Source organism: Paucilactobacillus nenjiangensis (assembly GCF_008632615.1).
Classification (GTDB): Bacteria; Bacillota; Bacilli; order Lactobacillales; family Lactobacillaceae; genus Paucilactobacillus; species Paucilactobacillus nenjiangensis.
The window spans coordinates 1,755,287-1,779,717 of record NZ_CP043939.1; the positions used below are offsets into that span (position 1 = coordinate 1,755,287).

The window sequence follows — 24,431 nt, forward strand, 5'->3', positions numbered from 1 at the left end:
TTTCCCAGACTAGTTGATTACTTACTAAAATCATTCAGTGCTTGTTCAAATTCAGCCACTTTTTGGTCAGCCGCATCCTTACTTTCAGCACTCGTTCCAATATAAAACTTCAACTTAGGTTCTGTTCCTGAAGGACGAATAGCAATCCACGTTTCGTCATCCAAAATATACTTCAACACATTCGCTGTTGGTAAGGCGAGTTTAGTCACATTACCTTGTGCGTCTGTTTCAGTTTGCAAACTAAAATCTTCAGTTTTAACAATTTGATGACCAGCAAAGGCCGTTGGGGCTTCTTCGCGGAACTTCTTCATTAACGCTTTGATTTCATCGGCACCGTTGATGCCATCATAGACATTTGAAATCGTTTTTTCACTGAAATAGCCATATTCCTTGAATAATTCTTGGAGGCCATCATACAGTGTTTTGCCTTGACTACGATAAAAGGCTGCCACTTCAGCCAACAAAACAAGTGATTGAATAGCATCTTTATCATGGGCAAATGGTTTCACCAAATAACCGTAACTTTCTTCAAAGCCAAACATGTATGTATGTTCACCGGTAGCTTCAAAATGTTCGATTTGTTCGGCAATGTATTTAAAGCCGGTCAACACATTAATCATTTCAACGCCATAGCTTTGAGCAATCTTAGTAGCAAATTCAGTTGAAACAATTGATTTAACCGCAGCAGCATTCTTCGGTAAATCACCGGCTTGCTTATGAGCTTCCAAAATGTAATGTAACATGACAGAAGCAATTTGGTTCCCGGTCAATAGTTGATATTCACCATTTGGTAAACGCACGGCGGTGCCCAAACGATCAGCATCTGGATCGGTAGCAATCAAGACATCTGCATTCACCTTTTTACCTAATTTGATAGCGAGATCAAAGGCAGCTGCATCTTCAGGATTTGGTTTTTTAATCGTGGGGAAATCACCATCTGCAATGGCTTGTTCTGGGACAATTTCATAATTTGTAAAGCCAGCATTTTGCAACGCTTTTTCACCAAGCATTTGGCCAGTTCCATGAAGTGGTGTATAAACCAACTTCATATCCTTACCTTGCTCTTTAGCTAAATCAGCGTTGATGGTGACAGTTTGAACCGCTTTTAAATAATCTTGATCAATATCATCACCAATAATTTTCATCGTGCCATTGGCTAATAATTCTGATTCAGCGACCGTTTTAATCGTAAACATGTTTTCAACTTTACGAATGTAGCTTGTGATTAAGTCTGATTCCTTTGGTGGCATTTGACCGCCATCTTCACCATAAATCTTGTACCCGTTATAATCTTTTGGATTATGACTAGCTGTAATCATAATACCAGCATAGGTATGCAAGTGACGAACCGTAAATGACAGTTCTGGTGTTGGACGCAAGCTTTCAAAGACAAATGACTTAATGCCATGGGCACCTAAGACGGCCGCTGCCGTATGAGCAAATTCAGTTGAGTAATGGCGTGAATCAAAGGCAATCGCCACTCCACGTTCTTTGACACTTTGATCCAGTGTATCCATGAATACTGCCAGACCTTCAGTGGCTTGGCGAACCGTATAAATGTTCATCCGATTGATGCCGGGTCCGAGCAATCCACGCATTCCCGCCGTTCCAAATGACATTGGTTCGTAAAATGCGTCCTCTAATTGTTCATCTTTACCATTTAATTGATCTAATTGTGCTTTTAAGTCAGCATCTAAATTTTTTTCATTGTTCCAAATTTGATAAGTATCTTTCCAGCTCACTAGTCTATCTCCTTTTCGTAATCGTTTTCGCTATTAAGTATACCGCATTTGATTTCGTCGGTACATAAAAAGCAGCCTTCAAATCAAAAGATTAAAAGCTGCTTCACATTAACAATTATTTTATTCGTTACCTCAAATCAATACTCATGAGCTACCCAAGGTAAATCGCACTTTTTTGAAACCGGCTCTTAACCTTAACTCATTGCGTTTAGGTACGGGTAGCTCGATTTCCAACTACATAATCCTTCGCTATCCTAGCCTATACTCATGAGCTACCCAAGGTAAATCGCACTTTTTAGTCTGCAGCCAAAGCATCAATTGGATTGAGCTTAGCAGCACTTCTAGCAGGAAGTAAGGCTGCTAAGAAGGAAATCACAATGGCGAGAATAAAGGTCGTCAAAATGTTTGTTGCGGATATTTGAATCAAATCGTACTTCGCAATTGTATACAAGAATTGATTCAATAAGTACCCTAGGCCAAACGCAAGCACAGTTGCGAGTGCAGCAGAGATGAGTCCAATCAGTAATGATTCACTTGTAAACAAACGACGCACATCTGCTTTACTTTCACCTAAAGCCCGCAAAATTCCAATTTCTTTGGTTCGTTCTGATACTGACATGTACATTGAAACAATAATCATCAAGGCTGAAACGACCAATGAAATTCCAGCAATCGCCATCAAGACATAGGTGGCCAAATCAACAATCGTATTAACTGTCTTCAGCGCACTACCAACTGTATTAGCTTTGAAGACCCGCTTGTTATCCATCTTGATACTATTAACTTTCTTTTCAACTGAATCAACATTCTTAGAATTATCAACATTGACAACCGTTGCAGAAGGCTTGGTTGTTGCACCTGCCGCTTTCAAAGTGTCCTTCATTGTTTCTCCAGACATCGCATTCATTGAAGCCCCACTTGAACCAGCATCAACAACCCCGGAAATCGTTAAATCTTTTGAAACTTGCACTGGCATGCCGTTGTCATCGGTAGTTGTCCATTTAACGGCAATCTTTTTACCAACGACTGATTTCCAATCCTTAGTATTATATACCTTAGCAACGGTCTTTTTATCAACCGCAATTTCATCTTTACCAGGTAAGGTCCCTGCCTTGAGCATGTCCTTTGAAAATAACTTGGTCCATGATTGAACGGTGGCTAAAGAATAATCACGACCACTCAAACTAAATTTCATATTGGCAGCGACATACATTGATTCAACAGAATCAACATGTTTCAAGTTAGCCATCTTTTTAATTTGTGCTTCACTAAATGAAGTCGTAGTTGGATCAGCTGATGCAGCTTGTGCCCAAGCCTCACTTTGACTCGATGCTGAGCCGGAAGTCTTTGTATATCGCTGAACCATCATGGCATTCGGATTGACTAAGGAATTAACTTGATCATTAATATAACCCTTAATTCCATTGCCTAGCCCACTAAATAACAGGACAGCAAACAGTCCAATCGCCGTTCCTATCATAATCAAAGAGTTACGACCAAAATTATATTTTAGATGCTTCCACGCATTGCTATAACTGGCACTAGCTGGTAATTTGCGACTTTCAATTTTTGATTCATTGGATACTTCTGGATATTTTTCGCGGATTTGCTTGTCGTAATCCACTTTTCCATCTTCAAGATGCACAATTCGAGTCCCAAAATCAGCTACATCTTGTGAATGGGTAACCGCAATGACCAATTTACCTTCAGCAGCAATGTTTCTTAAAATTTCAAGGACTTCTTCAGTGTTAACCGAATCAAGTGCTCCTGTTGGTTCATCGGCAATAATAATTTCTGGGTCTGCCGCCAAAGCTCGCGCAATGGCAACCCGTTGCTTTTGTCCACCAGATAATTGATTAGGATGCTTTTTGATTTGATCTTCCAAACCAACTTTTTTCAGCATTTCTTTAGCTCGTTCAACTCGTTGAGCTTGGCTCAATTGTGCCATTTCCAGCGAAGTGAGCACGTTATCTAGGACCGTTAAATGACTAATCAAATTGTAAGATTGATAAATGTAACCAATCGTTCCACGACGGTATTCGTCCATTTCTTTTTCTTTATGATGATCAAGTGCTTTATCATTGACTAAGACTTGCCCCTCAAACTTTCGGTCCAAACCACCAATAATGTTCATCAAGGTAGATTTACCACCACCTGATTCCCCAAGAATTGAAACAAATTCACCTAACTCAAATTTTAAATTAATCCCTTTTAAAACGGGAAATTCTTCTTTTCCAAGAAAATACGATTTATGAATATCTTTAAGTTCTAAGTATGACATCGAATTATCTCCTTTTGTTTTTGAATACGAGTAATGATAACCCAAGCATTTTTTTAAGTCAATAAAGGTTAACATTTTCTTCAAATGTTTAACTTTTCTTAGATTTATGATAGAATATAGCTTGTTAAAATATCGTCTATACTCAGTTAATCATAGTTAAACAATGTCTGTATAGTCTTACGCCTTAACTGGTTAATAATCTTGAGTAAGTGGTATCCATCTAGAGAGGAGCAGCCTATGAAACGCGAAGAAAAGAAGAAACTAACCCGCGCCAAAATCCTGGCAACAGCTGAAAAAATGTTTTCCGATAAAGGTATTAAAAAAACTGACATTCGGGAAATTGCCAAATCTTCCGGCGTTTCGGTTGTGACTTTTTACAAATATTTCGCCAGCAAAGAAGAATTACTCACAGAAATTACCATCAAGAAGTTAACTGAAGTCGCATCGTTAATTAAATTAAACTTAGCCACCTCTACTGATGATGTCATGTCGACTATGAAGCGAATTGATGATTTAGTAGAATCGCACACCAGCAATTTACACAACGCTGAATTTGATGAATTTATGAATATTGCCTTTTTCAGTAATCCCGAAGTCATCGCTGCACAAGAAGCCATGACTAAAGACATCGTGACCGCTGTTTATGAGCAACTCAAAAAGACCAATCAATTGCAAGACGGCGTCACACTAGAGGCAATGCTGATGTATGTAGATATGATTGTCCAATATAGTCGTTTACCCAAAAACCGTGGCATTCTGGGACCACATCCCCGCCATGCACACACTAATCTAGAACAAGAAGTACTGAATATCTTAATGTATGGACTAATCAAAAAAAGTGGCTGGGAAAAAACTAATTCCAGACTATAAAAAATAAAGGGACTTTGGAAAAACACTCCAAAGTCCCTTTAACTATGTACACAGGAAGTAAATTCCTGTTATGATGTTAGCGACCAAACCAAACAACAAAACAGTAAAGGAGTTTCCTTCCATGTACAAGAATTATAACACAGCACAAACTAGCATCGCTTTAAACTTAAATTTTGATATTCCTAATAACCATATTGCGAGACTAATTGATATGTTTGTTGAGACAATTCCGCATAATATTATTGAAACCTCTGTGGCGACCACCGGTCGTCCTGCTTATCATCCGGCTATGTTAATAAAAATGCTCCTTTTCGCGTATTCTCGCAAAGTATTTTCTGGACGTAGAATTGTTGAAATGAATACCGAAAATATTCCAATGAAATGGTTGAGTCAAGATGCCACAATTTCTTACAAAACAATCAATAATTTTCGATCCAGTAAAGAAGTTTCTAACTTAATCAAGATTTCCTTTATTTACTTTACCAAGTTGTTAGCCGACAACGGTATGATTGAAGATGAGGCCTTATTTATTGATGGTACGAAGATTGAAGCCGATGCAAATAAGTACTCATTTACTTGGAAACGTGCAGTTGATAAATTCTATCCAAAACTAAAAGAAAAAATTGTGCTCCTTTATGAAGAATTGATTGAAAATCAAGTTGTCAAAGAAATGGAGAAAGAATACCTAACGTCTAGCGATGGATTAGCTGAGATTTTAGAAAAAACGCACGATGAAATTACTCACTTAGATTATGTCATTGAACAAGAACCGAAGGTTATCAAAGGTGGCTCTAAGAATAAACAACAGCGGCGAAAACTCAAAAAATTAGCGCACAAAATGGAAAATGATTATTTGCCCCGAGCAAAAAAGTACGAAGAAGCTGAACGCCTTTTTAATGGTCGGAACAGTTTTTCAAAAACCGACCATGATGCTACCTTTATGCGTATGAAGGAAGATCCAATGATGAATGGTCAATTAAAGCCTGGATATAATTTACAGGCTGCCACTAATGGACAGTTCGTGCTAAATTACGGAATTTTCTCGAATCCGACGGATACGAGAACTTTATTACCATTTTTATCTGACATGCATTCACTCGATTTGTTTAAATACATCGTGGCGGATGCAGGTTACGGTAGTGAATCTAATTATTCCGCGATTGTCGACGATTTTGATAAGACACCACTGATACCGTATGGTATGTATGAAAAGGAACAGAAGCGCAAATTTAAAAATGATCCTACACGAATACACAATTGGAAGTACAATGCCGCAGACGATTACTATACGGATCATTTGAGTGTTAAATTCAGTTTTAAACGATACAGTATTCGTCATGATAAATATGGATACGAACGACAGTTCAAAATTTATGAAGCGGATAAAACACAGGAAACATTCAAGCTAGATGAACTAGCTAAAACCCCTAAGGGAAGGCAACGACAGGTTGCCTATAATCCAACTTGGAACTACTTTAAAAATTATGTTAAGGATTTACTTTCATCTGATCAAGGCTCAGAGATTTATTCGCATCGTAAGTATGATGTTGAGCCAATGTTTGGCAGAATGAAGTCCATTTTTGGTGTGCGCAGAACTCATCTTAGAGGGAAACAGCCTGTGGAAAATGAATTGGGTATTCTATTAATGACAATGAATCTAACAAAATTAGCGGGAATTTTAACCAAAGCAACCGCTAATTTTTCACATAAACAATTATCAAATATAAAAAAAACAAAAAACCGACCAAAAATTCTATTAATTATAGAATTCTTGGTCGATTTTTCTATAGCTGGTTAGTTTTTTCCCAGCCATTTTTTGTTTTAAACCGCTGTTTTATTGTCTTTTAATTCTTCAATGTAGTTGAAGACCCCTTGCCCGGCAATTCCACCATCACCGACCGCAGTGGTAATTTGACGTAACTTTTTGTCTCGCACGTCACCAATTGCAAAAATTCCAGGTACATTCGTCTCCATCTGATCGTTGGTGATTACCCAACCTTGGTCGTCAAGAATACCTAAGTTTTGGAATGAATCAGTCATTGGTAAGACTCCAACATAGATGAAAACACCGTTAGCATCAATATCAGATTCAGCACCAGTTTGGTTGTTCTTAATGTGCACACCGCCAACTTTTTGATCGTCATCTTTGATTTCAGTCACTTCACTATTCCAAATGAATTCCATCTTATCATTCGCAAAAGCGCGATCCTGAATTACTTTTTGGGCGCGTAATTTATCACGACGATGAACTACTGTGACTTTGTCAGCTAATTGAGTCAGGTAAATACCTTCCTCGATGGCTGAATCTCCACCACCGACAACGACCACGTGCTTATTCTTAAAGAAGGCACCATCACAGACAGCACAGTATGAAACTCCACGACCAGATAATTCAGCCTCACCTGGAGCCCCTAACTTCCGATATTGTGAACCAGTCGCAATAATAATTGCTTTGGTTTCATACTCTTCCATATCAGTCGTAACTGTCTTCACGTCGCCATGGTCTACAATACTAGCAACCGTTCCATATGCATATTCAGCTCCAAATTGAGTGGAACTTTCATACATTTCTTTGGACAAATCAGGTCCTAGGATTGATTTAAATCCGGGATAATTTTCGATTTCAGCGGTGTTATTCATTTGACCGCCATAAATTCCGCGATCTAACATTAATACGGATAGATTGGCCCGTGAAGCATATAGCGCAGCAGTCATTCCACCAGGCCCTGCCCCAATAACAATCACATCATAACTTTTTGCCATGTTCTTTCCTCCTAAAATTCCTAATCTAATTATTTTACAATACACTGAATTATGATTTTTGTCGACTACTTTAGCTCACAAAAAGTAAGTAAAAAAGTGGCGGAACAATTATTAATCTGCTCTACCACTTATTTGTAAAATTTGTTAATTATTATTTACTAGCTTTTTCATCTTCGGCAGTTAATTTCGCACCCAACGTCTTGATATAAGCACGGAGTTCATCTTTAACTTGAGGATGTTTGAGACCGTATTCGATATTAGTTTCAATCCAACCGAACTTGTTTCCAACGTCAAAACGTTGACCCTTAAATTCATGGGCGAAAACGCGTTGAGTTTTGTTCAATTCATCAATTGCATCGGTTAATTGTAGTTCTCCACCCTTACCCATTGGTGTTCTTTCCAACACATCAAAGATTTCAGGTGTTAATAGATAACGACCGATGATTGCCAAATCACTTGGTGCTTCATCTGGATCTGGCTTTTCAACAAAGTTTGAAACATTGTATAGTCCTGGTTTAACTTGTTCAATTGGATTGATAACACCATATTTTTCAGTTTCTTCATGAGGAACCTTCATTACAGCCAGCGTAGATGCACCAGTTTCTTTGTATGATTCCATCAATTGACGAGTTAAAGGCACTTTATCTTCCATTAAATCATCGCCAAGCATAACAACGAAAGGTTCGTCACCAATAAATGCTTTGGCAGTCAAGACAGCATCCCCTAAGCCACGAGGATGTGATTGACGAATAAAGTACAAGTTAATGTCAGTGGTCTCTTGTACCATCTTTAACATTTCTTGCTTATTTTTTTCTGCCAAGTTGTTTTCAAGTTCTGGGTTTGAATCAAAATGGTCTTCGATTGAGCGTTTACTTTTACCATCAACAACCACAATGTCTTCAATACCAGATTTACGTGCTTCTTCAACAATAAATTGAATAGTAGGCTTGTCCACGATTGGTAACATTTCCTTGGCAAGGGCCTTAGTAGCTGGTAAAAAACGAGTGCCTAAACCGGCAGCTGGGATGATTGCTTTTCTTACTTTTTTCATTAGTTAAAATTTCCTTTCAATCATTTCAATATACTTGCATTATATCATACCTAATCTAGCTCTGAGCGCATATCTCGTTGCATTAGACCATTGATCAGCACTTTTACGTCAGCGTTTTCATATAACACTTTATAAATTGATTCAATGATTGGCATTTCAACATGACGATCTTGGCTCATTTCATAAGCAGCCTTGGTAGTATAGACACCTTCAATCACCATGCCCATATCTGCCATCACATCATCCAAAGATTTACCTTGGCCTAGTTGATTACCTGCCCGCCAGTTACGTGAATTTACGCTAGTAGCAGTCACAATTAAATCACCGACTCCAGATAAACCAGTAAACGTGAATGGGTTAGCACCAAATGCAACGCCTAGTCGTTTAATTTCATTCAAACCACGGGTAATTAGCGCTGCCTTGGCATTGTCATGATATCCTAAGCCAACTAAAATTCCGGCAGCAATCGCAATAATGTTTTTGAGAGCCGCACCAAATTCAGCTCCTACAATGTCGTCATTTGAATAAATTCTAAAATAATCATTATTAAATAATACTTGTACCTCTTTAGCATGTGATTCATCAGCAGAGGCGGCAGTAATCGCAGTTAAATCTTTACGCGCAACGTCTTCGGCATGACTCGGACCTGTAATGGCCACGATACCACGACGATTAGTTTCGGGAATTTCTTCAGCTATCATTTCAGATGGTCGCTTATAGGTTACCTGCTCTAAACCCTTGGTTGCATGTAAAATCAGTGAAACTTGGTTTAATCTGGACAAAATGGTTCCGGCCTGATTCGCAACTTCACGAATTCCACCTGTTGGAATCGCGATTAAGATCACCTTAGCGTCCTGAATGGCATCTTCCATACTTTCAGTAGCAATCAATGTTTCTGAATATTTGAAATCTTTCATGTACTTGGGATTCTCGTGTTGATCATTGAGCACATTTACTTGCTCGGGATTATGTGACCATAACCGAACATCATGTCCGTTTTCGGCCAATAAATTTGCCAGTACACTACCCCATGAACCCGCACCAAGTACAGCAATTTTTTCTGTCATCTGTTGAAACTCCCTTCGAATTTCTACGATTTCTTTGTTTTTGCATCAACATAATACCAATCAATATTGTCTCGTTTACGTCTCACAATGATTGTCACAATTGCTCCGACAAATAAGATGACTGATAACAATTGAGATACACGAATTGTATTACCAATCATTAAACTGTCAGTTCGCATTCCTTCAACGAAAAAGCGCCCAACTGAATACCAGATTAGATAACACAAGAAAATTTCACCTTGTTTAAATAAATGAAATTTATGACGTAAAGTAAACAACACAATAAACCCGAGCACGTCCCAGACCGATTCATACAGGTACGTTGGCACCCGATAATGACCGTCGATATACATCTGGTTAATAATAAAGTTTGGTAAATGTAAGGACGTAAGAAAGCCCTTACTTGTTATTCTACCAAATGCTTCTTGATTCATAAAGTTTCCCCAGCGACCAATTCCTTGTGCCAGGATAACTGTTGGTGAAACAACGTCTAGCATTGTCCACATTGAGATAAATTTAGAGCGACAATACAAAAACATTACCAGAGCGGCTCCAATCAGTGAACCGTAGATGGCAATTCCACCATCCCACACCGCGATAATTTCACTGGTGTGCTGTGAATAATATCCCCATTCAAAAATTACATAGTATGCTCGGGCAAATATAATTGCCACTGGTAAGGCCCATAAAATATAATCATAAAAATTGTCGGCTTCAAGTCCAACACGAGTACCTTCACGCACTGACAACGTCAATGCAATAATGACGGCTGAAGCAATTATTACTCCATACCAATGAATTTGAATTGGTCCTAAATTAAAAAAAATCGGATTAATTGCGAGTACTGACATTAATTTTTAGTCCTTCTTTGAATTTTCTTTAATTAACTTATTTAGGTTGGCATCAAAGACTTCAGTCGCATCATATCCCATTGATTGAGCACGGAAGTTCATCGCTGCAGATTCAATGATAATGGCTAAATTACGTCCAGTTTTAACTGGAATAGACACTTTGGGTACAATAACGTCTAAAATCTTTTGACTATCACCTTTGTCACCGAGACGGTCAAATTGTACATCCGGGGCCCAGGTTTCAAGATTAACGATTAAATCAACATCATCTTCTTGCATAACTGCACCAGCACCATACAAGTTCATGACGTCAATAATACCGATGCCACGAATTTCCATTAAGTGATTTAAGATTGCAGGGGCTGAGCCAACCAGTGTTTGTTCATCTTGAGCGTACACTTCAACTCGATCATCGGCGACTAACCGATGTCCACGACGAACTAATTCAAGCGCGGTTTCACTTTTACCAACTCCAGAATCACCAGTAATCATGACCCCAACACCATTAATGTCCACTAACACACCATGCACAGATTGACGCTCTGCCAACTTGCCACTTAAATAGTAAGTCATATTACTCAAGACACGTGAGGAGGTGAGACTCGTGCCGAGAATTGGAATATTATTTTCTTTGGCAGCCTGTTTCAATTCCTTTGGTACTTCTAAATCGGTGGACACCACAAAAGTTGGTGTTTCGGGTGCACACATTTTTCTCATCACCATCAGTAATTCGTCATGGGTCATATTTTTGGCGAATGAGGTTTCGGTAATGCCAAGTAATTGGATTCTCATTGCTGGATAATATTTAAAATACCCAGTTAATTCCAATCCTGGTCGAGAGATATCACTAGTAGTGACCACCCGATCCAAATACTTGTCTCCTTGTAAAACTTTGAGTCTTGTCTTCTTAACTAAATCTGCAACCGTTACTTCATTTGCCACTAGTAACCCCTCCTTATGCTAATCACGATGTAAAAGATGTCCTGAAATAATTGTGTTACAAATGGAAATAATTATCGCAATGAGAATTGTTATTCCAAATGACGAAAACCGAAAACTATCCGTTCCAACTAACGTTGACGTTAATTGCAACATAATGGCATTGAGAATCACACTGAACAATCCCAAGGTAAAGACAGTTATTGGTAAGGATAAAATAAATAATATTGGCCGTACAAATGCGTTCAAAATTGCTAGCACCAAGCTTGCGACAAATGCAGTCCCAACACTTGCTACATAAAAACTTCCGCTTTGTGCAAAAAATCCAGCGATTGCCACAAACAGAACTGTATTAATCACTATTCTCATCGAAAAGCCCATGCAAATACCTTCTTATTTCTCATCATGTTCATCAACATCATGAATTACTTTACGATCCGTTTTACTTTTAGTTTCTGTTTTATTTCCAGTATTAAATCCAAAATTACTAAATAATGCGCTAAAGTCAGGTTTATTAGGATCTGCAGGCATTATGACAATCAACAAGATATAGATCAAAATTCCTGGAATAAAATGTGTTAAAGCTGTCAGAATAATAAACCCAACACGCAAATAATTTGCATTAATTCCAATAAATTCTCCAAATCCCCCGATTGACCCTGTCAGAACCCGATTACTTGCTGACTTCGTTAAACGACGTTTTGACTTTGATTTCATCGATCATCCCACCTTCCCGTGTATTAATAGCTTAATCTTACTGGTTTCACTTATTTATCGCAACTATAACTACCATCTGGCTACGGTTGTTAAGGTTTTCATAATTATTTTAATCTGGATTTTTTTGGCTCAGTTTCCATTGCAAATATGCGTCAATAAATGGATCCAAATCACCATCCATCACTGCATTTCCATCATGGGTTTCGTAATTCGTTCGGTGATCTTTAACCATGGTGTATGGATGAAAAACATACGATCTAATTTGCGAACCCCAGCCAATATCAAGCTGTTCACCTTGAATTTTAGCACGTTCTTGTTCCTTTTTTTGGACTTCTAATTGATACAACTTGGATTTCAACATGTTCATCGCAGTTTCACGGTTTTGTAATTGAGACCGTTGTGCCTGTGAAGAAACTACAATTCCAGTTGGTAAATGCGTCAAGCGAACCGCGGAAGAGGTCTTATTGATATGCTGGCCCCCAGCACCACTGGAACGAAAAACATCGACCCTTAAATCATCACTATTCACTTCAATATTGGTGGTATTATCCAATTCTGGCATAACGTCAATCGAAGCAAATGAGGTATGGCGACGACCGGCAGAATCAAAGGGCGAGATACGCACCAGACGATGAACACCACGTTCAGAGCGCAAGTAGCCAAATGAATTATGACCATTGATTAACAAAGTCACACTTTTAATCCCGGCTTCGTCCCCGGCTTCATATTCAGCAATTTCAACCTGAAAATTATGGGCACTGGCCCAGCGAGTATACATTCTTAATAGCATTGAACCCCAATCCTGAGATTCGGTGCCCCCGGCCCCCGGATGAATTTCTAAAATTGCATTGTTAGCATCATATGGTTCATCCAGTAGTTGTTCTAATCGATAAGTTTCCAATAGATGCTGAGTCTGACCCAATTCAGTTTCAAATTCGGTTCGCATTTCTGGATCATTTTCTTCTTGCAACAAACTTTGTGTAACTTCCAAATTTTCCACGCTATCACGTAACACGACAAAATTGTCACGTTTGGCCTTATGGTCGTTATTTTCATCAATTAACTTTTGTGCTTCAACCCCATCATTCCAAAAATTGGGTTCCGCCATTTTGGCTTCATTTTCGGCGATTCGTTCATTCAACAAATCGAGGTCAAAGAGACCTCCCGAAGTTAGCAACCTCTTGTTGCATCTCTTCTATTACTTTTTTGGTTTCGCTTAATTCCATTTTTCCCTCCGAAGGCTAAAAAAGAAAGCACCCAGAATAATCTTAGGAGCTTTCTTTTTATTCTTAGCGTGTAACGTTTTGTCTAATTTCTGATTTCATAAATAAGCGTGTTGTTTCATACTCAATATCTGCAATCATTTCTTGGAACAAGGTATACCCCGCAGTTTGATATTCAACTAATGGATTTAATTGACCATATCCACGTAGACCAACTGATTGACGGAATTGATCCATCGTATCAATATGATCAGTCCAGTGAGAATCAATTACTCGTAGCAAGACCACTTTTGAGAATTCAAGTACTTGGGCCTTGTCATTTAGTTGACTTGCCTTTTCGTCGTAGACTTCTTTGGCAAAGCCATTGAGTTTTTCTTTGATTTCATCACTAGATAGACCCTTCAAGTCATTTTCAGTAATTTTGTCTGGATGAACTAGTGTCGTTGTAGCAAAATTAACAATTTCATCCAGTTTCCAATCAGGTTCATTACCAACTGTAAATGAGTCCACGGCCCGTTCGATTGAACGACGGAAGATTGGTTTCATGATGTTTTCGAGTGATTCATCTTCTACAATCACTTGTTGACGTTGTGAATAAATAATTTCACGTTGAGAACGTAACACATCATCGTATTGCAGCACATTTTTACGTGAATCAAAGTTATTACCTTCAACTCGTTTTTGCGCTGATTCAACTTGGCGTGACAATAAACGACTCTTAATGACAGCATCTTCATCATCAACCTTCATCCGATCCAAGAAGGCTTTGATTCGGTCGCCACCAAATCGGAGCATTAAATCATCTTCCAATGATAGATAAAATTGTGAGAACCCAGGGTCCCCTTGACGTCCGGAACGTCCACGTAATTGATTATCAATCCGTCGTGATTCGTGTCGTTCAGTACCAATAACGGCTAATCCACCAACTTCAACCACACCGGGTCCAAGTTTGATATCAGTCCCACGACCAGCCATATTAGTGGCAATCGTCACGGCACCTTTTTGACCAGCATTTTTAACAATTTCAGCTTCACGCGCATGGTTTTTCGCATTCAAAACTACGTGAGGAATCTTTGCCTTATCTAATAAGTTAGACAAGTATTCAGAGGTTTCAACGGCCACAGTACCAACCAAGATTGGTTGACCCTTATCGTGCAATTCTTCAATCCGTTTGGCAACGGCATCGAACTTGCTCTTCAAAGTTGGGTAAAGCAAATCAGGTTGGTCATCACGTGCAACAGGACGGTTTGTCGGAATCGTGATGGTTTCCATGTTGTAAGTTTCACGGAATTCTTCTTGTTCAGTCTTGGCAGTCCCAGTCATCCCGGATAATTTTTTATAAATCCGGAACAAGTTTTGATACGTGATGTTAGCCATTGTTTTACTATCATCTTGAATTTCAACATGTTCTTTGGATTCCAAAGCTTGATGCAATCCATCACTAAAACGACGCCCTGGCATTGTCCGACCGGTAAATGAATCAACAATCAAGACTTCGCCTTCAGAAACCACATAATCTTTATTATTAAACATGATAAAGTTAGCCCGCAAGGCTTGGTCAATATGATGAGTTAAAGCGGTATTATCGGCGTCATACAAGTTATTCAGTTTGAAGTAACTTTCTGCCTTTTCAATTCCTTCGTTAGTCAAAGCAACTGTTTTAGATTCCAAATCAACCTTGAGATCATCGTCTTCTTTTAATGTTTTCGCAAAACGGTCGGCAGTGTCATAGAGTTGAGATGTTCCCGTACTTGGTCCAGAAATAATCAATGGAGTTCTCGCTTCATCAATCAGAATTGAATCCACTTCATCAATCAAGGCATAATTCATTTTACGTTGAACTTGATCAGCTTGGTAAACAGCCATGTTATCACGAAGATAATCAAACCCAATTTCCGCATTAGTTGAGTACGTAATATCAGCAGCGTAAGCTTCACGTTTTTCATCTGGAGACTTTTCAGAGCCATTAATCCCAACTGAACAGCCGAGCCAGTTGTATAACTCACCCATTTCAGTGGCATCACGTTCTGATAAATATTCATTAACGGTGACAACGTGCACGCCATCCCCACTAATTGCATTCAAATAAACTGGCATGGTGGCCGTCAAGGTCTTACCTTCACCAGTTTTCATTTCGGCGATGTTACCTTCATGTAACACGATTCCACCCATGATTTGAACGTGGAAAGGTGTCATTCCCAATACTCGCTTGGCCCCTTCTCGAGCCACAGCAAAGCCCTCTGGTAATAATTCATCCAGAGTTTCGCCGTCTTGATATCGTTTCCTAAATTCATCTGTTTTTGCTTTTAATTGGTCGTCAGTTAGCTTCTCATATTCATCGTAGTATGCTTCAACCTTGTCGGCTAAGCGACTAATGCGACGAAGCTCACGTCGATCGCTTTCAACCCATTTTTTTAGAACGTTTGCCATGAATAAATCCCTTCTAAATCTGTCTTTTCGTACGCTGGTGTAACTACTCCTCGCGTATTATAATTTCTTAAAAATATCACACTTTATCATACCATTATTTACTAATAATTAAAACCGAACTATTCAGCAACCAAAAAACGTACTCGGAAATTAATCCAAGTACGCTGTTGTATTTCATCATTTTTTATTCGTCAGCATCTGTTTCAATCAGGCCGTAACGACCATCATTACGTCTGTAGACTATGCTAACACCGTTCGTTTCAGAGTCTTCAAAAATAAAGAAGTCATGTCCAAGCATATCCATTTGTAAAATTGCTTCTTCATTATCCATCGGTTTCAAAGAAAATTGTTTTGTACGAACAACTGCCAATTCATCAACTGGCTCGTCTGAAACTTCTCCTGCCGTAAAATCAAGATTCTTGAATCCTTTTTCACGAGATTTGCGATTAACTTTCGTTTTGTATTTACGAATCTGACGTTCGAGCTTGTCAGTTACCAAGTCCACACTACCGTATAAGTCTTGTGATGTTTCCTCGGCTCTTAATGTTAAATATGGAAGAAGAATAGTTACTTCAACCTTTTCTTCGCGATCCCGGTTGGAGTACACTTTGAGGTTTACATTTGCTGTAGCATCTGTATTTTCCCCGAAGTATTTTTCTAACTTACTAATTTTTTTCGTTACATACTCACGAATTGAATCTGTTACCTCAATGTTTTCACCACGAATATTGAATTTAAGCATAGAAATCTCTCCCTTCGACTACATCTGGAATCGGAAGGACCACTCTTCCGATATCCTTATACTAATTGTAAAGGAGTTCCCGCCCCGTTGCAATTAATATGGCAGCGATTTCTTAATTTTTATCTGGCTAAAGTTAAACTACAAATTTTGTGAGCGCCTGCCGATTTCAAAAGATTAGCCGCATGGTATAAAGTCGTCCCGGTCGTATAAACATCGTCAATCAATAAAATATTTTGCTCAGGCAACTCATCTTTAAATTTATTTACCATCGCAAATGGCTGTTCCAATTGTATTCTTTCTCGCCTAGTCTTGTGTGATTGGGGTTCAGCTTTTTCACGTTCTACCGTCGATATGGCGGCACTCAATTCTAGATTTCCCAGCATGCCTGTAACTTGGTTAAAGCCCCTTGACCTCCAGGTGGCTTCAGTGACGGGAATGGGAACAATCAAGTCACACTCAATTAAACTTGCTGCTGATTTGAGCTGTGATTCAAAAACCAGTCTCAAACGATAATCACCATTAAACTTGTACTGTTTCATAAAATCTTTCATCGCTTCATCGTAATGAAACAATGCTTGATTGTGTAGCACATAGCCAAACTTATTTTCCCAGCGAATACACTCATCACATAGGGCGCCATTGGTATCAGTGCGACCACATCCTTGACATCTCGGTCCAGTAATTGGTTCAAACCCTTGATTACATTGTTCACAAATTAAAGGCGCTGGCAGTTTTTTCCAAGCTAATAATTGATTCAAATTAAATAGTTGATTGATACGTTGATTACAAATCATGCATTTCACGTTGAATAACCCGTCCTTTCTGATTCACAAATTTGATTTGATGAATGGCAGAGCGAACATTTTGCGCATATTGTCCAATCCAAAAGATGACGTCACCCGTTGGTCTATCCGTTGAACGACCGGCACGTCCGGCAATTTGGACAAGTGCTGAGTCCGAGAAAACATCATCTTCTGCTCCCAAGACAAACACATCTATGCCCGGAAAAGTGACTCCGCGTTCCAAAATTGAGGTCGTCACTAAAAACATAATCTTTTCTTCACGCATTGCCTGCACCTTTTCTAACCGTTGTGGATCAGCTGCATGAACCGTGACACATCGCACAACTGAAATTTTTCTTTCAATTGCTATCTTAATCAATGGGAGATCAGCAATTCGAGGTACAAATAGCAAAAATCGTTGTTGTTTAGCAATTCGTTCTTTCATCGCTCTAATTAACGATGGTGGCAACTGTTTCTTTTTTATTTTTAGTTGCCAATTTGGGACTAATTTAATTTTAATTTCTGGTAACAAATGGCCATGATATCGCAGTGGTAAGTAACTAATCCCCAGCTCACCGCGCTTCGCTCGTGCTAGCAACTTTTTCCCAGGGGTTGCCGTTAAATATAAAATTCCGCCTTCTTTTTTTACCGCTTGCTCCGTTGCAAAATAAAGTTGCGGGTTATCTGCATAAGGAAATGAATCCACTTCATCCACGATTAAATTATCAAAAGCATGGTAAAATTTAAGTAATTGATGGGTGGTGCAAATCGTCAATTGAGTATAACGATAAGGGTCAGTCTGTTTTCCATGTAACAAACACATCTCCGTGTTGGCAAATGCCGATTGAATTCGTGGGAATAATTCAATGCAAACATCCACTCGTGGTGAAGCAATCGCCACCCGTTCATTTCGCTTTAATGCTTCGCTAATCGCATTAAATAACATTTCTGTTTTACCAGCGCCGGTGACCGCCCACAATAAATGGCGTTGGTGTTGTTGCAAGCACTCGGTAACTTGCTGTGAACATTCTTCTTGTAGTTTCGACAACTGTCCCGTCCACGTTAACGGTTGAGTTTGCAATTCAAATCGATTCTCTTCAGGTAAATGGTAAAATTGAGTTAGCGTTGAATTGCGTCCTAACATAATACAATTGGCACAATAATAATTTTCGCCAGGCAATTGGGTTTGTAGCGGTTCAATCACTGAATTACATCGACCACAGCGCCAAGGCTTTTGACTTTGATTAATCGATGGCGAAATAATGACATCATTTGGATACTTAGTCTGTTGATTACAATTATCGACGATTCGTCGACCAAACAATAAATTACGGTCCATAAAATTCTCCCTTTACTAACTACATACGTAAAAAAACTTAAAATCTACTTGAAAGGTCAAACAATGAACGATTTATTATTAACCATCGCCAACAACCATACATTTGAACAAACCATTAAAAAGTCCAGATTTATTTGTTCACTAGCCAAAGTCCATTCAGAAGATGAAGCACAGGCATTCATCAACAGTGTGCAAGCCGCGAATAAAAAAGCCAATCATAACTGTTTCGCATATACGATTGGTGATCATTTTGAAATTAAGCGCGAAAGCGACAATGGCGAACCCAGTGGTACGGCTGGATTACCAATTTTAAATACGCTCGAAAAAGAAAATTTACACGATGTTGTAGCAGTAGTGACTCGTTATTTCGGAGGTATCAAATTAGGCGCAGGTGGATTGATTCGAGCATATGGTGGCACTGTCTCCCTTGCTATCAATGAAGTTGGCTTAGTACAACGTGTCCTTCAAAAACAAGTAATCGTTACCGTTAGCTATTCTAATCATGAAAAGCTAAAATATTACCTCGCACAAAACAACCTAAGCACCGCTAATGAAGAATTTGGTACCAACGTACAACTCACAATTTTGGTCAACGAAGAGTCTGTTGATGATACTATTCAGGACTTAACAAATCAGTTTAACGATTCACTCAGTTTTCAAATTGGTGAGCCTCAAATGATTGAAATTCCATATGAAAAGTAAAAGGTTTCTGCAAAATTGCAGAAACCTTTTATTATTACTCTTTTAGATGATAACTATAAGTGGATACAATCACGTTTTCACGAGAATTCAATAATCCTCTCAAACGTAAACTAGTTTGATTATGCAGTGCCATTTGCCAAGGATGCTTTGGAACAAATTGCGGTACAAGCACAGTGGTCGAATAGTTTCTCGCAGCAGCTCGTTTCGCAATTACATCGACGAATCGCAATGTTGGTGCCGCGATTGAACGATATGAAGAATGAATATCTACAAACCGAACGTCTGGGAATTCTGCCTTAAATTCATTGGCTGTCTTATGTTCCTTGCCTGGATTCTCATCAAATGAGATATGCATTGCAATCACATAATCACCAATCGAACGGGCATAGTTGATTGCACCAGCTGTCACTTTCGTCACATTGCTGACAAGCACAATAACCGTTGCTCCATCAAAGTCTTTAATCTGAACAGTCGATTTAGCTGCCACTCGTAATTGTTCAGCAACTTTTTTATAATGCTCATGGATTTTATGAAATAGCATCAACAGTAAGACCATGATGATGATGTATGGCCAAACTTTTTCGAAATGTTGCCAGAATAGGGCAACGACTAGTAGCAATGAAATCAAAGCACCAATCAAGTTAATAAATGATTTACCAAGCCAGAAGCCCTCGCGAGTTCTGAACCAATGAATAATCATCCCCGATTGCGACAGCGTAAATGGTACGAACACACCAACAGCATATAAAGGAATCAAATCAGTTGTTTTACCATGGAAAATTAAAATTAAGATTACGGCACCAACTGCTAAAGAGATAATCCCATTGGAATAACCTAAGCGGTCTCCGCGATCCATAAATGCATGTGGCATAAACTTATCTTTCGCCAGATTATAGGCCAAAATTGGGAACGCTGAGAAACCAGTATTAGCAGCAACTGCTAGAATTAAGGCAGTTGAAACTTGAAGTAAGTAATAACCAACCCCATGCCCACCATAAACGGCTGAACCAATTTGTGAAAGGACAGTTGCATGTTCATTTGGCATGATTCCTAAGTAGAAACTTAAGAAGATTACTCCAGCGAAGAAGCAAGCCAAAATAAAACTCATAATTGATAAAGTAGCGGCCGCATTTTTAGAACGTGGCGCATTAAAGTTTGGTACCGCATTACTGATGGCTTCAACCCCAGTTAAGGAAGAAGAACCAGCAGAGAAAGCACGAATGAGTAAGAAGATTGATACCCCTGGTACAGCAGTCCCAACAGGTGTTGGCGCATGGAATTCAATGTTCCCAGTCATAATATTGAACAGTCCCCACCCAATGGTGATAAACAAAGCCACCACGAAAAAGTAAACAGGTACCGTCAAAATATTGGCACTTTCACTCATCCCACGCAAATTCATCGCCATAATCAGAAAGACAATTACAATCGCAATTGGCACTGAATATGGATAAAGTGCTGGTACAGCTGAAGTGATGGCTTCAGTTCCAGAAGTTGTCGAAACGGCTACGGTTAACATGTAATCAACCAGTAACGATCCTCCGGCAACCAAACCACCATTTCTGCCCCAGTTAGCACTGGCAACCATATAGGCACCACCACCACCTGGATATGCATGAATAATTTGACGATAAGATAACGTAATCGCCAATAACAGAATTAAGACCACGCCGGCAATTGGAATAGAATACCACAGAGCGGCCGCAGATAAGCCAACTAAAACAGTTGTAATAGTTTCAGGTCCGTATGCCACTGATGAAAGTGCATCTGAAGACAACAAAGCTAAAGCTTTGAACTTAGTAAGATGCATCCCGCCTTCATCAAGTGTTTTCAACGGTTTACCAATTATCATGCGCTTTAAATAACGCCACATATTAAATATCTCCTTGAATTAAAAAATCGAACAATCGCTATTGTACTACTTTCAAAATTCAACTACTAGTACATTTCATTATTAAATCCAAGTATACCCTAAATTGTTGAAAAAACCGAGTAATGCTATAAAAGCAATACTCGGTTTTTTAGTAATCTTATTGGGATTAATAGAGTCAATATATTTACGATTTTAAATACTACTATTTTGGCCTAAACAAAATGCATTTTCAATCGTGCCCACTTATTATTAACTAATTAATCAAACTACATCATTCCGCCCATTCCTGGTGCTGCGGGAGCTGCAGGAGCTGGATTATCTTCAGGCTTGTCGGCAACAACAGCTTCGGTTGTTAATAACAAGGCTGAAACTGAAGCAGCATTTTGCAAGGCTGAACGAGTAACTTTGGTTGGGTCAACGATTCCGGCTGCAACCATATCTTCAAACTTGTCATCAGCAGCATTGTAACCAATTCCGCTTGCTTCACCCTTCAAACGTTCAACAATAACTGAACCTTCTAAGCCAGCGTTTTCAGCGATTTGACGAACTGGTTCTTCAAGTGCACGTTTAACAATCTTGATTCCTGTAGCAGCATCGCCTTCAGCTTCAAGAGCATCAACGGCATCAATTGCGTTAACTAATGCAGTACCACCACCAGCAACGAAGCCTTCTTCAACGGCTGCACGAGTTGCATTAAGAGCATCTTCAATCCGATACTTCTTTTCTTTTAACTCAGTTTCAGTTGCGGCACCAACTTTGATGACGGCAACTCCACCAGCTAATTTAGCAAGACGTTCTTGTAATTTTTCACGATCAAATTGTGAAGTTGTTTCGGCGATTTGGCCCTTGAGCAATTCAACACGTTCTTGAATTTGTTCTTTAGCGCCAGCACCTTCAACAATAGTTGTGTTTTCTTTAGTAACTGTAACTTTGTTTGCTTGTCCTAGTTGAGCAAGTGTCGTGTCTTTCAAGTTCAAGCCAAGATCATCAGTGATAACAGTTCCGCCAGTCAAAATAGCGATATCTTCAAGTTGTGCTTTACGACGATCGCCAAAGCCAGGAGCCTTAACAGCCACAACATTGAAAGTTCCACGCATCTTGTTCAAAACAAGTGTTGGTAAAGCTTCACCCGTAATATCGTCAGCGATGATTAATAATGAGCGGCTTTGTTCAACAACCCCTTGCAATAAAGGCAAGATATCTTGAATGTTACCAATTTTCTTATCAGTAATTAAGATATATGGATTGTCTAAGTCTGCTTCCATCTTATCGTTGTCAGTAACCATGTATTGTGACATGTAACCACGATCAAATTGCATTCCTTCAACAACATCCAAAGTTGTGTCAACACCACGAGATTCTTCAATCGTGATGACACCATCGTTACCAACTTTATCCATTGCGTCGGCAATCAAAGCACCAACTTCTTCGTTAGCGGCTGAGATTGAAGCGATTTGAGCAATATCATCCTTTGTCTTAACATCGTGTGACATTGAGTGTAGTGATTCAACAGCTGCCTTAGTGGCTAATTCAATCCCACGACGGATACCAACAGGGTTGGCACCGGCAGTCACGTTCTTCATACCTTCAGTAACGATTGCTTGTGTTAAGACGGTAGCAGTAGTAGTACCATCACCAGCAATATCATTCGTTTTTGAAGCAACTTCAGCAACTAACTTGGCACCCATATTTTCAAAATGGTCTTCCAAATCAATGGCCTTAGCGATTGTTACACCATCATTGGTAATTGTTGGTGAACCGTAAGTTTGTTCCAAAACAACGTTACGTCCCTTTGGTCCAATTGTAGTTTTAACTGTGTCAGCTAATTTGTCGACACCTTTGAGCATTTTTGCACGTGCATCTTCAGAAAATTCAATTTCCTTTGCCATGATAATTTTTCACCTCATAAAAATTTTTGAATATATTAGTTTAAATTTTATTGGTCATTTGCAGCTTAATCAATCACTGCAACGATATCTTTTTCATGTACGACTAAATATTTTTGGCCTTCATACTCAACTTCATTACCTGCATATTTGTCGAACAATACGCGATCATTTTCCTTAACTGAAGGAGCAAGTTTCTCACCGTTTTCAAGAACTCGGCCTTCACCGACGGCAATTACCTTACCAACAGTTGGCTTTTCTTGGGCATTAGATGCCAAGACAATCCCACCAATGGTTTTTTCTTCTTCTTGTTCAGCTTGTAAAACAACGCGATCTCCTAATGGTTTTAACACGTCTATCCCTCCATCATTTTATTTTTAGCACTCAAAACCTTCGAGTGCTAATCACAAAATCTACTATATCATTTTCAGATTAAATTGCAAGAATTAACCACATTTATCAAAAAAAGCCAACCCACGATTGGGCTGACTTAATTATGCTTGTTCGTCATTAGCATTGTAATGATCAATAAAATAAATTAATGTTTGCAATTCATTGGTCAAATCAACGTTTTGTACTCTGACATCTTTTGGCACTCCTAATCTGAGCGGTGTAAAGTTCAAGATACCACGTACGCCAACTTTAACAATTTGATCTGTCACTGCTTGGGCAGTTTCAGATGGCACTGATAAGATAACGACGTCAATTTGTTGGTCCCGTAATTGTTGATCCAGGTCATCAACAGAGTAGATTGGTACCCCGCTTTGAACCGTGTTAATGATTGAATCGTTCACGTCAAAGGCTGCACTAATCCGAACATTACTGTTCTTGTGAAAATTGAAATTCAAAAGTGCGTGTCCTAAATTACCTACACCAATTAAAGCTGCGTTCGTTAACTTGTCTTGATTTAGAATTTCTTTAAAGAAATTCAATAAATCCTCAACGTCATATCCGTATCCACGCTTCCCCAACTCACCAAAATAGGAAAAATCTCTCCTAATAGTTGCAGAATCAACTTGAACCGCTTGTGATAATTCTGTCGATGATACACGATGTTTATTAGCATCTAATAATATATTTAAATAGCGATAATAAATGGGTAATCGTTTGGCTGTGGCGCGAGGAATCTTCTTACTTGTCATAACTCATCCTCCTGCTTGTGAAATTTACTTC

The 24,431-nt window shown here is 39.0% G+C and carries 21 protein-coding genes; 3 read left to right on the top strand and 18 right to left on the bottom strand.

Annotated elements, in window-relative coordinates; translation table 11 throughout:
• Nucleotides 1-17 precede the first annotated feature (17 nt).
• Together F0161_RS09040 and F0161_RS09045 are read right to left on the bottom strand one after the other, a co-directional pair.
• Nucleotides 18-1,742 carry a phospho-sugar mutase gene (locus F0161_RS09040; RefSeq protein WP_150204369.1) on the bottom strand — a complete coding sequence of 575 codons (1,725 nt, stop codon included), beginning with the start codon at nt 1,740-1,742 and terminating at the stop codon, nt 18-20.
• A 295-nt stretch (nt 1,743-2,037) separates the two neighbouring features.
• Nucleotides 2,038-4,023: an ABC transporter ATP-binding protein/permease gene (locus F0161_RS09045; protein WP_137601219.1), complete on the bottom strand. Its 1,986-nt coding sequence runs from the start codon at nt 4,021-4,023 to the stop codon at nt 2,038-2,040.
• A 237-nt stretch (nt 4,024-4,260) separates the two neighbouring features.
• On the opposite strand from F0161_RS09045, the gene F0161_RS09050 reads away from it, so the two are divergent.
• On the top strand, nt 4,261-4,893 hold the full coding sequence (locus F0161_RS09050) for a TetR/AcrR family transcriptional regulator (protein ID WP_150204370.1): 633 nt from the start codon (nt 4,261-4,263) through the stop codon (nt 4,891-4,893).
• A 121-nt stretch (nt 4,894-5,014) separates the two neighbouring features.
• Nucleotides 5,015-6,691: an IS1182 family transposase gene (locus F0161_RS09055; protein WP_051552863.1), complete on the top strand. Its 1,677-nt coding sequence runs from the start codon at nt 5,015-5,017 to the stop codon at nt 6,689-6,691.
• Between the two features lie 23 nt (nt 6,692-6,714).
• Here F0161_RS09055 and trxB read toward each other — a convergent pair whose 3' ends face one another.
• From trxB to F0161_RS09115, 12 genes are all read right to left on the bottom strand, one after another.
• Nucleotides 6,715-7,656, bottom strand: coding sequence for a thioredoxin-disulfide reductase (trxB, locus tag F0161_RS09060; RefSeq protein WP_137601221.1), 942 nt, complete (start codon nt 7,654-7,656; stop codon nt 6,715-6,717).
• A 151-nt stretch (nt 7,657-7,807) separates the two neighbouring features.
• On the bottom strand, nt 7,808-8,707 hold the full coding sequence (galU, locus tag F0161_RS09065) for a UTP--glucose-1-phosphate uridylyltransferase GalU (protein WP_137601222.1): 900 nt from the start codon (nt 8,705-8,707) through the stop codon (nt 7,808-7,810).
• A 50-nt stretch (nt 8,708-8,757) separates the two neighbouring features.
• The gene (locus tag F0161_RS09070) at nt 8,758-9,774 is read right to left on the bottom strand and encodes an NAD(P)H-dependent glycerol-3-phosphate dehydrogenase (protein ID WP_137601223.1); all 1,017 of its coding nucleotides are present in this window, start codon (nt 9,772-9,774) and stop codon (nt 8,758-8,760) included.
• Nucleotides 9,775-9,797: 23 nt separating this feature from the next.
• The gene (lgt, locus tag F0161_RS09075; RefSeq protein ID WP_137601224.1) at nt 9,798-10,625 is read right to left on the bottom strand and encodes a prolipoprotein diacylglyceryl transferase; all 828 of its coding nucleotides are present in this window, start codon (nt 10,623-10,625) and stop codon (nt 9,798-9,800) included.
• 6 nt (nt 10,626-10,631) lie between these two features.
• Entirely contained in the window at nt 10,632-11,567 is a 936-nt protein-coding gene (hprK, locus tag F0161_RS09080; RefSeq protein ID WP_137601225.1) for an HPr(Ser) kinase/phosphatase, read from the bottom strand.
• Between the two features lie 18 nt (nt 11,568-11,585).
• Nucleotides 11,586-11,945, bottom strand: a complete 360-nt coding sequence (locus tag F0161_RS09085) for a phage holin family protein (RefSeq protein WP_137601226.1) — start codon at nt 11,943-11,945, stop codon at nt 11,586-11,588.
• A gap of 12 nt (nt 11,946-11,957) precedes the next feature.
• The gene (locus tag F0161_RS09090; RefSeq protein WP_150204371.1) at nt 11,958-12,281 is read right to left on the bottom strand and encodes a PspC domain-containing protein; all 324 of its coding nucleotides are present in this window, start codon (nt 12,279-12,281) and stop codon (nt 11,958-11,960) included.
• A gap of 109 nt (nt 12,282-12,390) precedes the next feature.
• Nucleotides 12,391-13,507, bottom strand: a protein-coding gene (gene prfB / locus F0161_RS09095) for a peptide chain release factor 2 (protein WP_190318860.1) whose coding sequence is annotated in 2 segments (ribosomal slippage) — nt 12,391-13,434 and nt 13,436-13,507 — 1,116 coding nt in all. Because the reading frame shifts where the segments join, the coding sequence is not laid out codon by codon here.
• A gap of 63 nt (nt 13,508-13,570) precedes the next feature.
• Nucleotides 13,571-15,934 (bottom strand): preprotein translocase subunit SecA, encoded by a 2,364-nt coding sequence (secA, locus tag F0161_RS09100; RefSeq protein ID WP_150204373.1) that lies wholly within the window; start codon nt 15,932-15,934, stop codon nt 13,571-13,573.
• 184 nt (nt 15,935-16,118) lie between these two features.
• Nucleotides 16,119-16,676, bottom strand: coding sequence for a ribosome hibernation-promoting factor, HPF/YfiA family (gene hpf / locus F0161_RS09105; RefSeq protein ID WP_137601230.1), 558 nt, complete (start codon nt 16,674-16,676; stop codon nt 16,119-16,121).
• Nucleotides 16,677-16,795: 119 nt separating this feature from the next.
• Nucleotides 16,796-17,470, bottom strand: a complete 675-nt coding sequence (locus tag F0161_RS09110; RefSeq protein ID WP_150204374.1) for a ComF family protein — start codon at nt 17,468-17,470, stop codon at nt 16,796-16,798.
• Entirely contained in the window at nt 17,460-18,797 is a 1,338-nt protein-coding gene (locus F0161_RS09115) for a DEAD/DEAH box helicase (protein ID WP_150204375.1), read from the bottom strand. Before F0161_RS09115 ends, F0161_RS09110 begins: the two co-directional genes overlap by 11 nt.
• Before the next feature lie 63 nt (nt 18,798-18,860).
• On the opposite strand from F0161_RS09115, the gene F0161_RS09120 reads away from it, so the two are divergent.
• Nucleotides 18,861-19,499 carry a YigZ family protein gene (locus F0161_RS09120; protein WP_150204376.1) on the top strand — a complete coding sequence of 213 codons (639 nt, stop codon included), beginning with the start codon at nt 18,861-18,863 and terminating at the stop codon, nt 19,497-19,499.
• 34 nt (nt 19,500-19,533) lie between these two features.
• Here the strand turns inward: F0161_RS09120 and F0161_RS09125 are convergent, their stop codons facing one another.
• The 4 genes from F0161_RS09125 to F0161_RS09140 all read right to left on the bottom strand — a co-directional run bounded on the left by F0161_RS09125 (nt 19,534) and on the right by F0161_RS09140 (nt 24,400).
• Nucleotides 19,534-21,372 carry an APC family permease gene (locus tag F0161_RS09125; RefSeq protein WP_150204377.1) on the bottom strand — a complete coding sequence of 613 codons (1,839 nt, stop codon included), beginning with the start codon at nt 21,370-21,372 and terminating at the stop codon, nt 19,534-19,536.
• 266 nt (nt 21,373-21,638) lie between these two features.
• Nucleotides 21,639-23,261 carry a chaperonin GroEL gene (gene groL, locus F0161_RS09130; protein ID WP_150204378.1) on the bottom strand — a complete coding sequence of 541 codons (1,623 nt, stop codon included), beginning with the start codon at nt 23,259-23,261 and terminating at the stop codon, nt 21,639-21,641.
• A gap of 65 nt (nt 23,262-23,326) precedes the next feature.
• Nucleotides 23,327-23,611 carry a co-chaperone GroES gene (gene groES, locus F0161_RS09135; RefSeq protein WP_137601236.1) on the bottom strand — a complete coding sequence of 95 codons (285 nt, stop codon included), beginning with the start codon at nt 23,609-23,611 and terminating at the stop codon, nt 23,327-23,329.
• 141 nt (nt 23,612-23,752) lie between these two features.
• Nucleotides 23,753-24,400 carry a redox-sensing transcriptional repressor Rex gene (locus F0161_RS09140; protein ID WP_150204379.1) on the bottom strand — a complete coding sequence of 216 codons (648 nt, stop codon included), beginning with the start codon at nt 24,398-24,400 and terminating at the stop codon, nt 23,753-23,755.
• Nucleotides 24,401-24,431 lie beyond the last annotated feature (31 nt).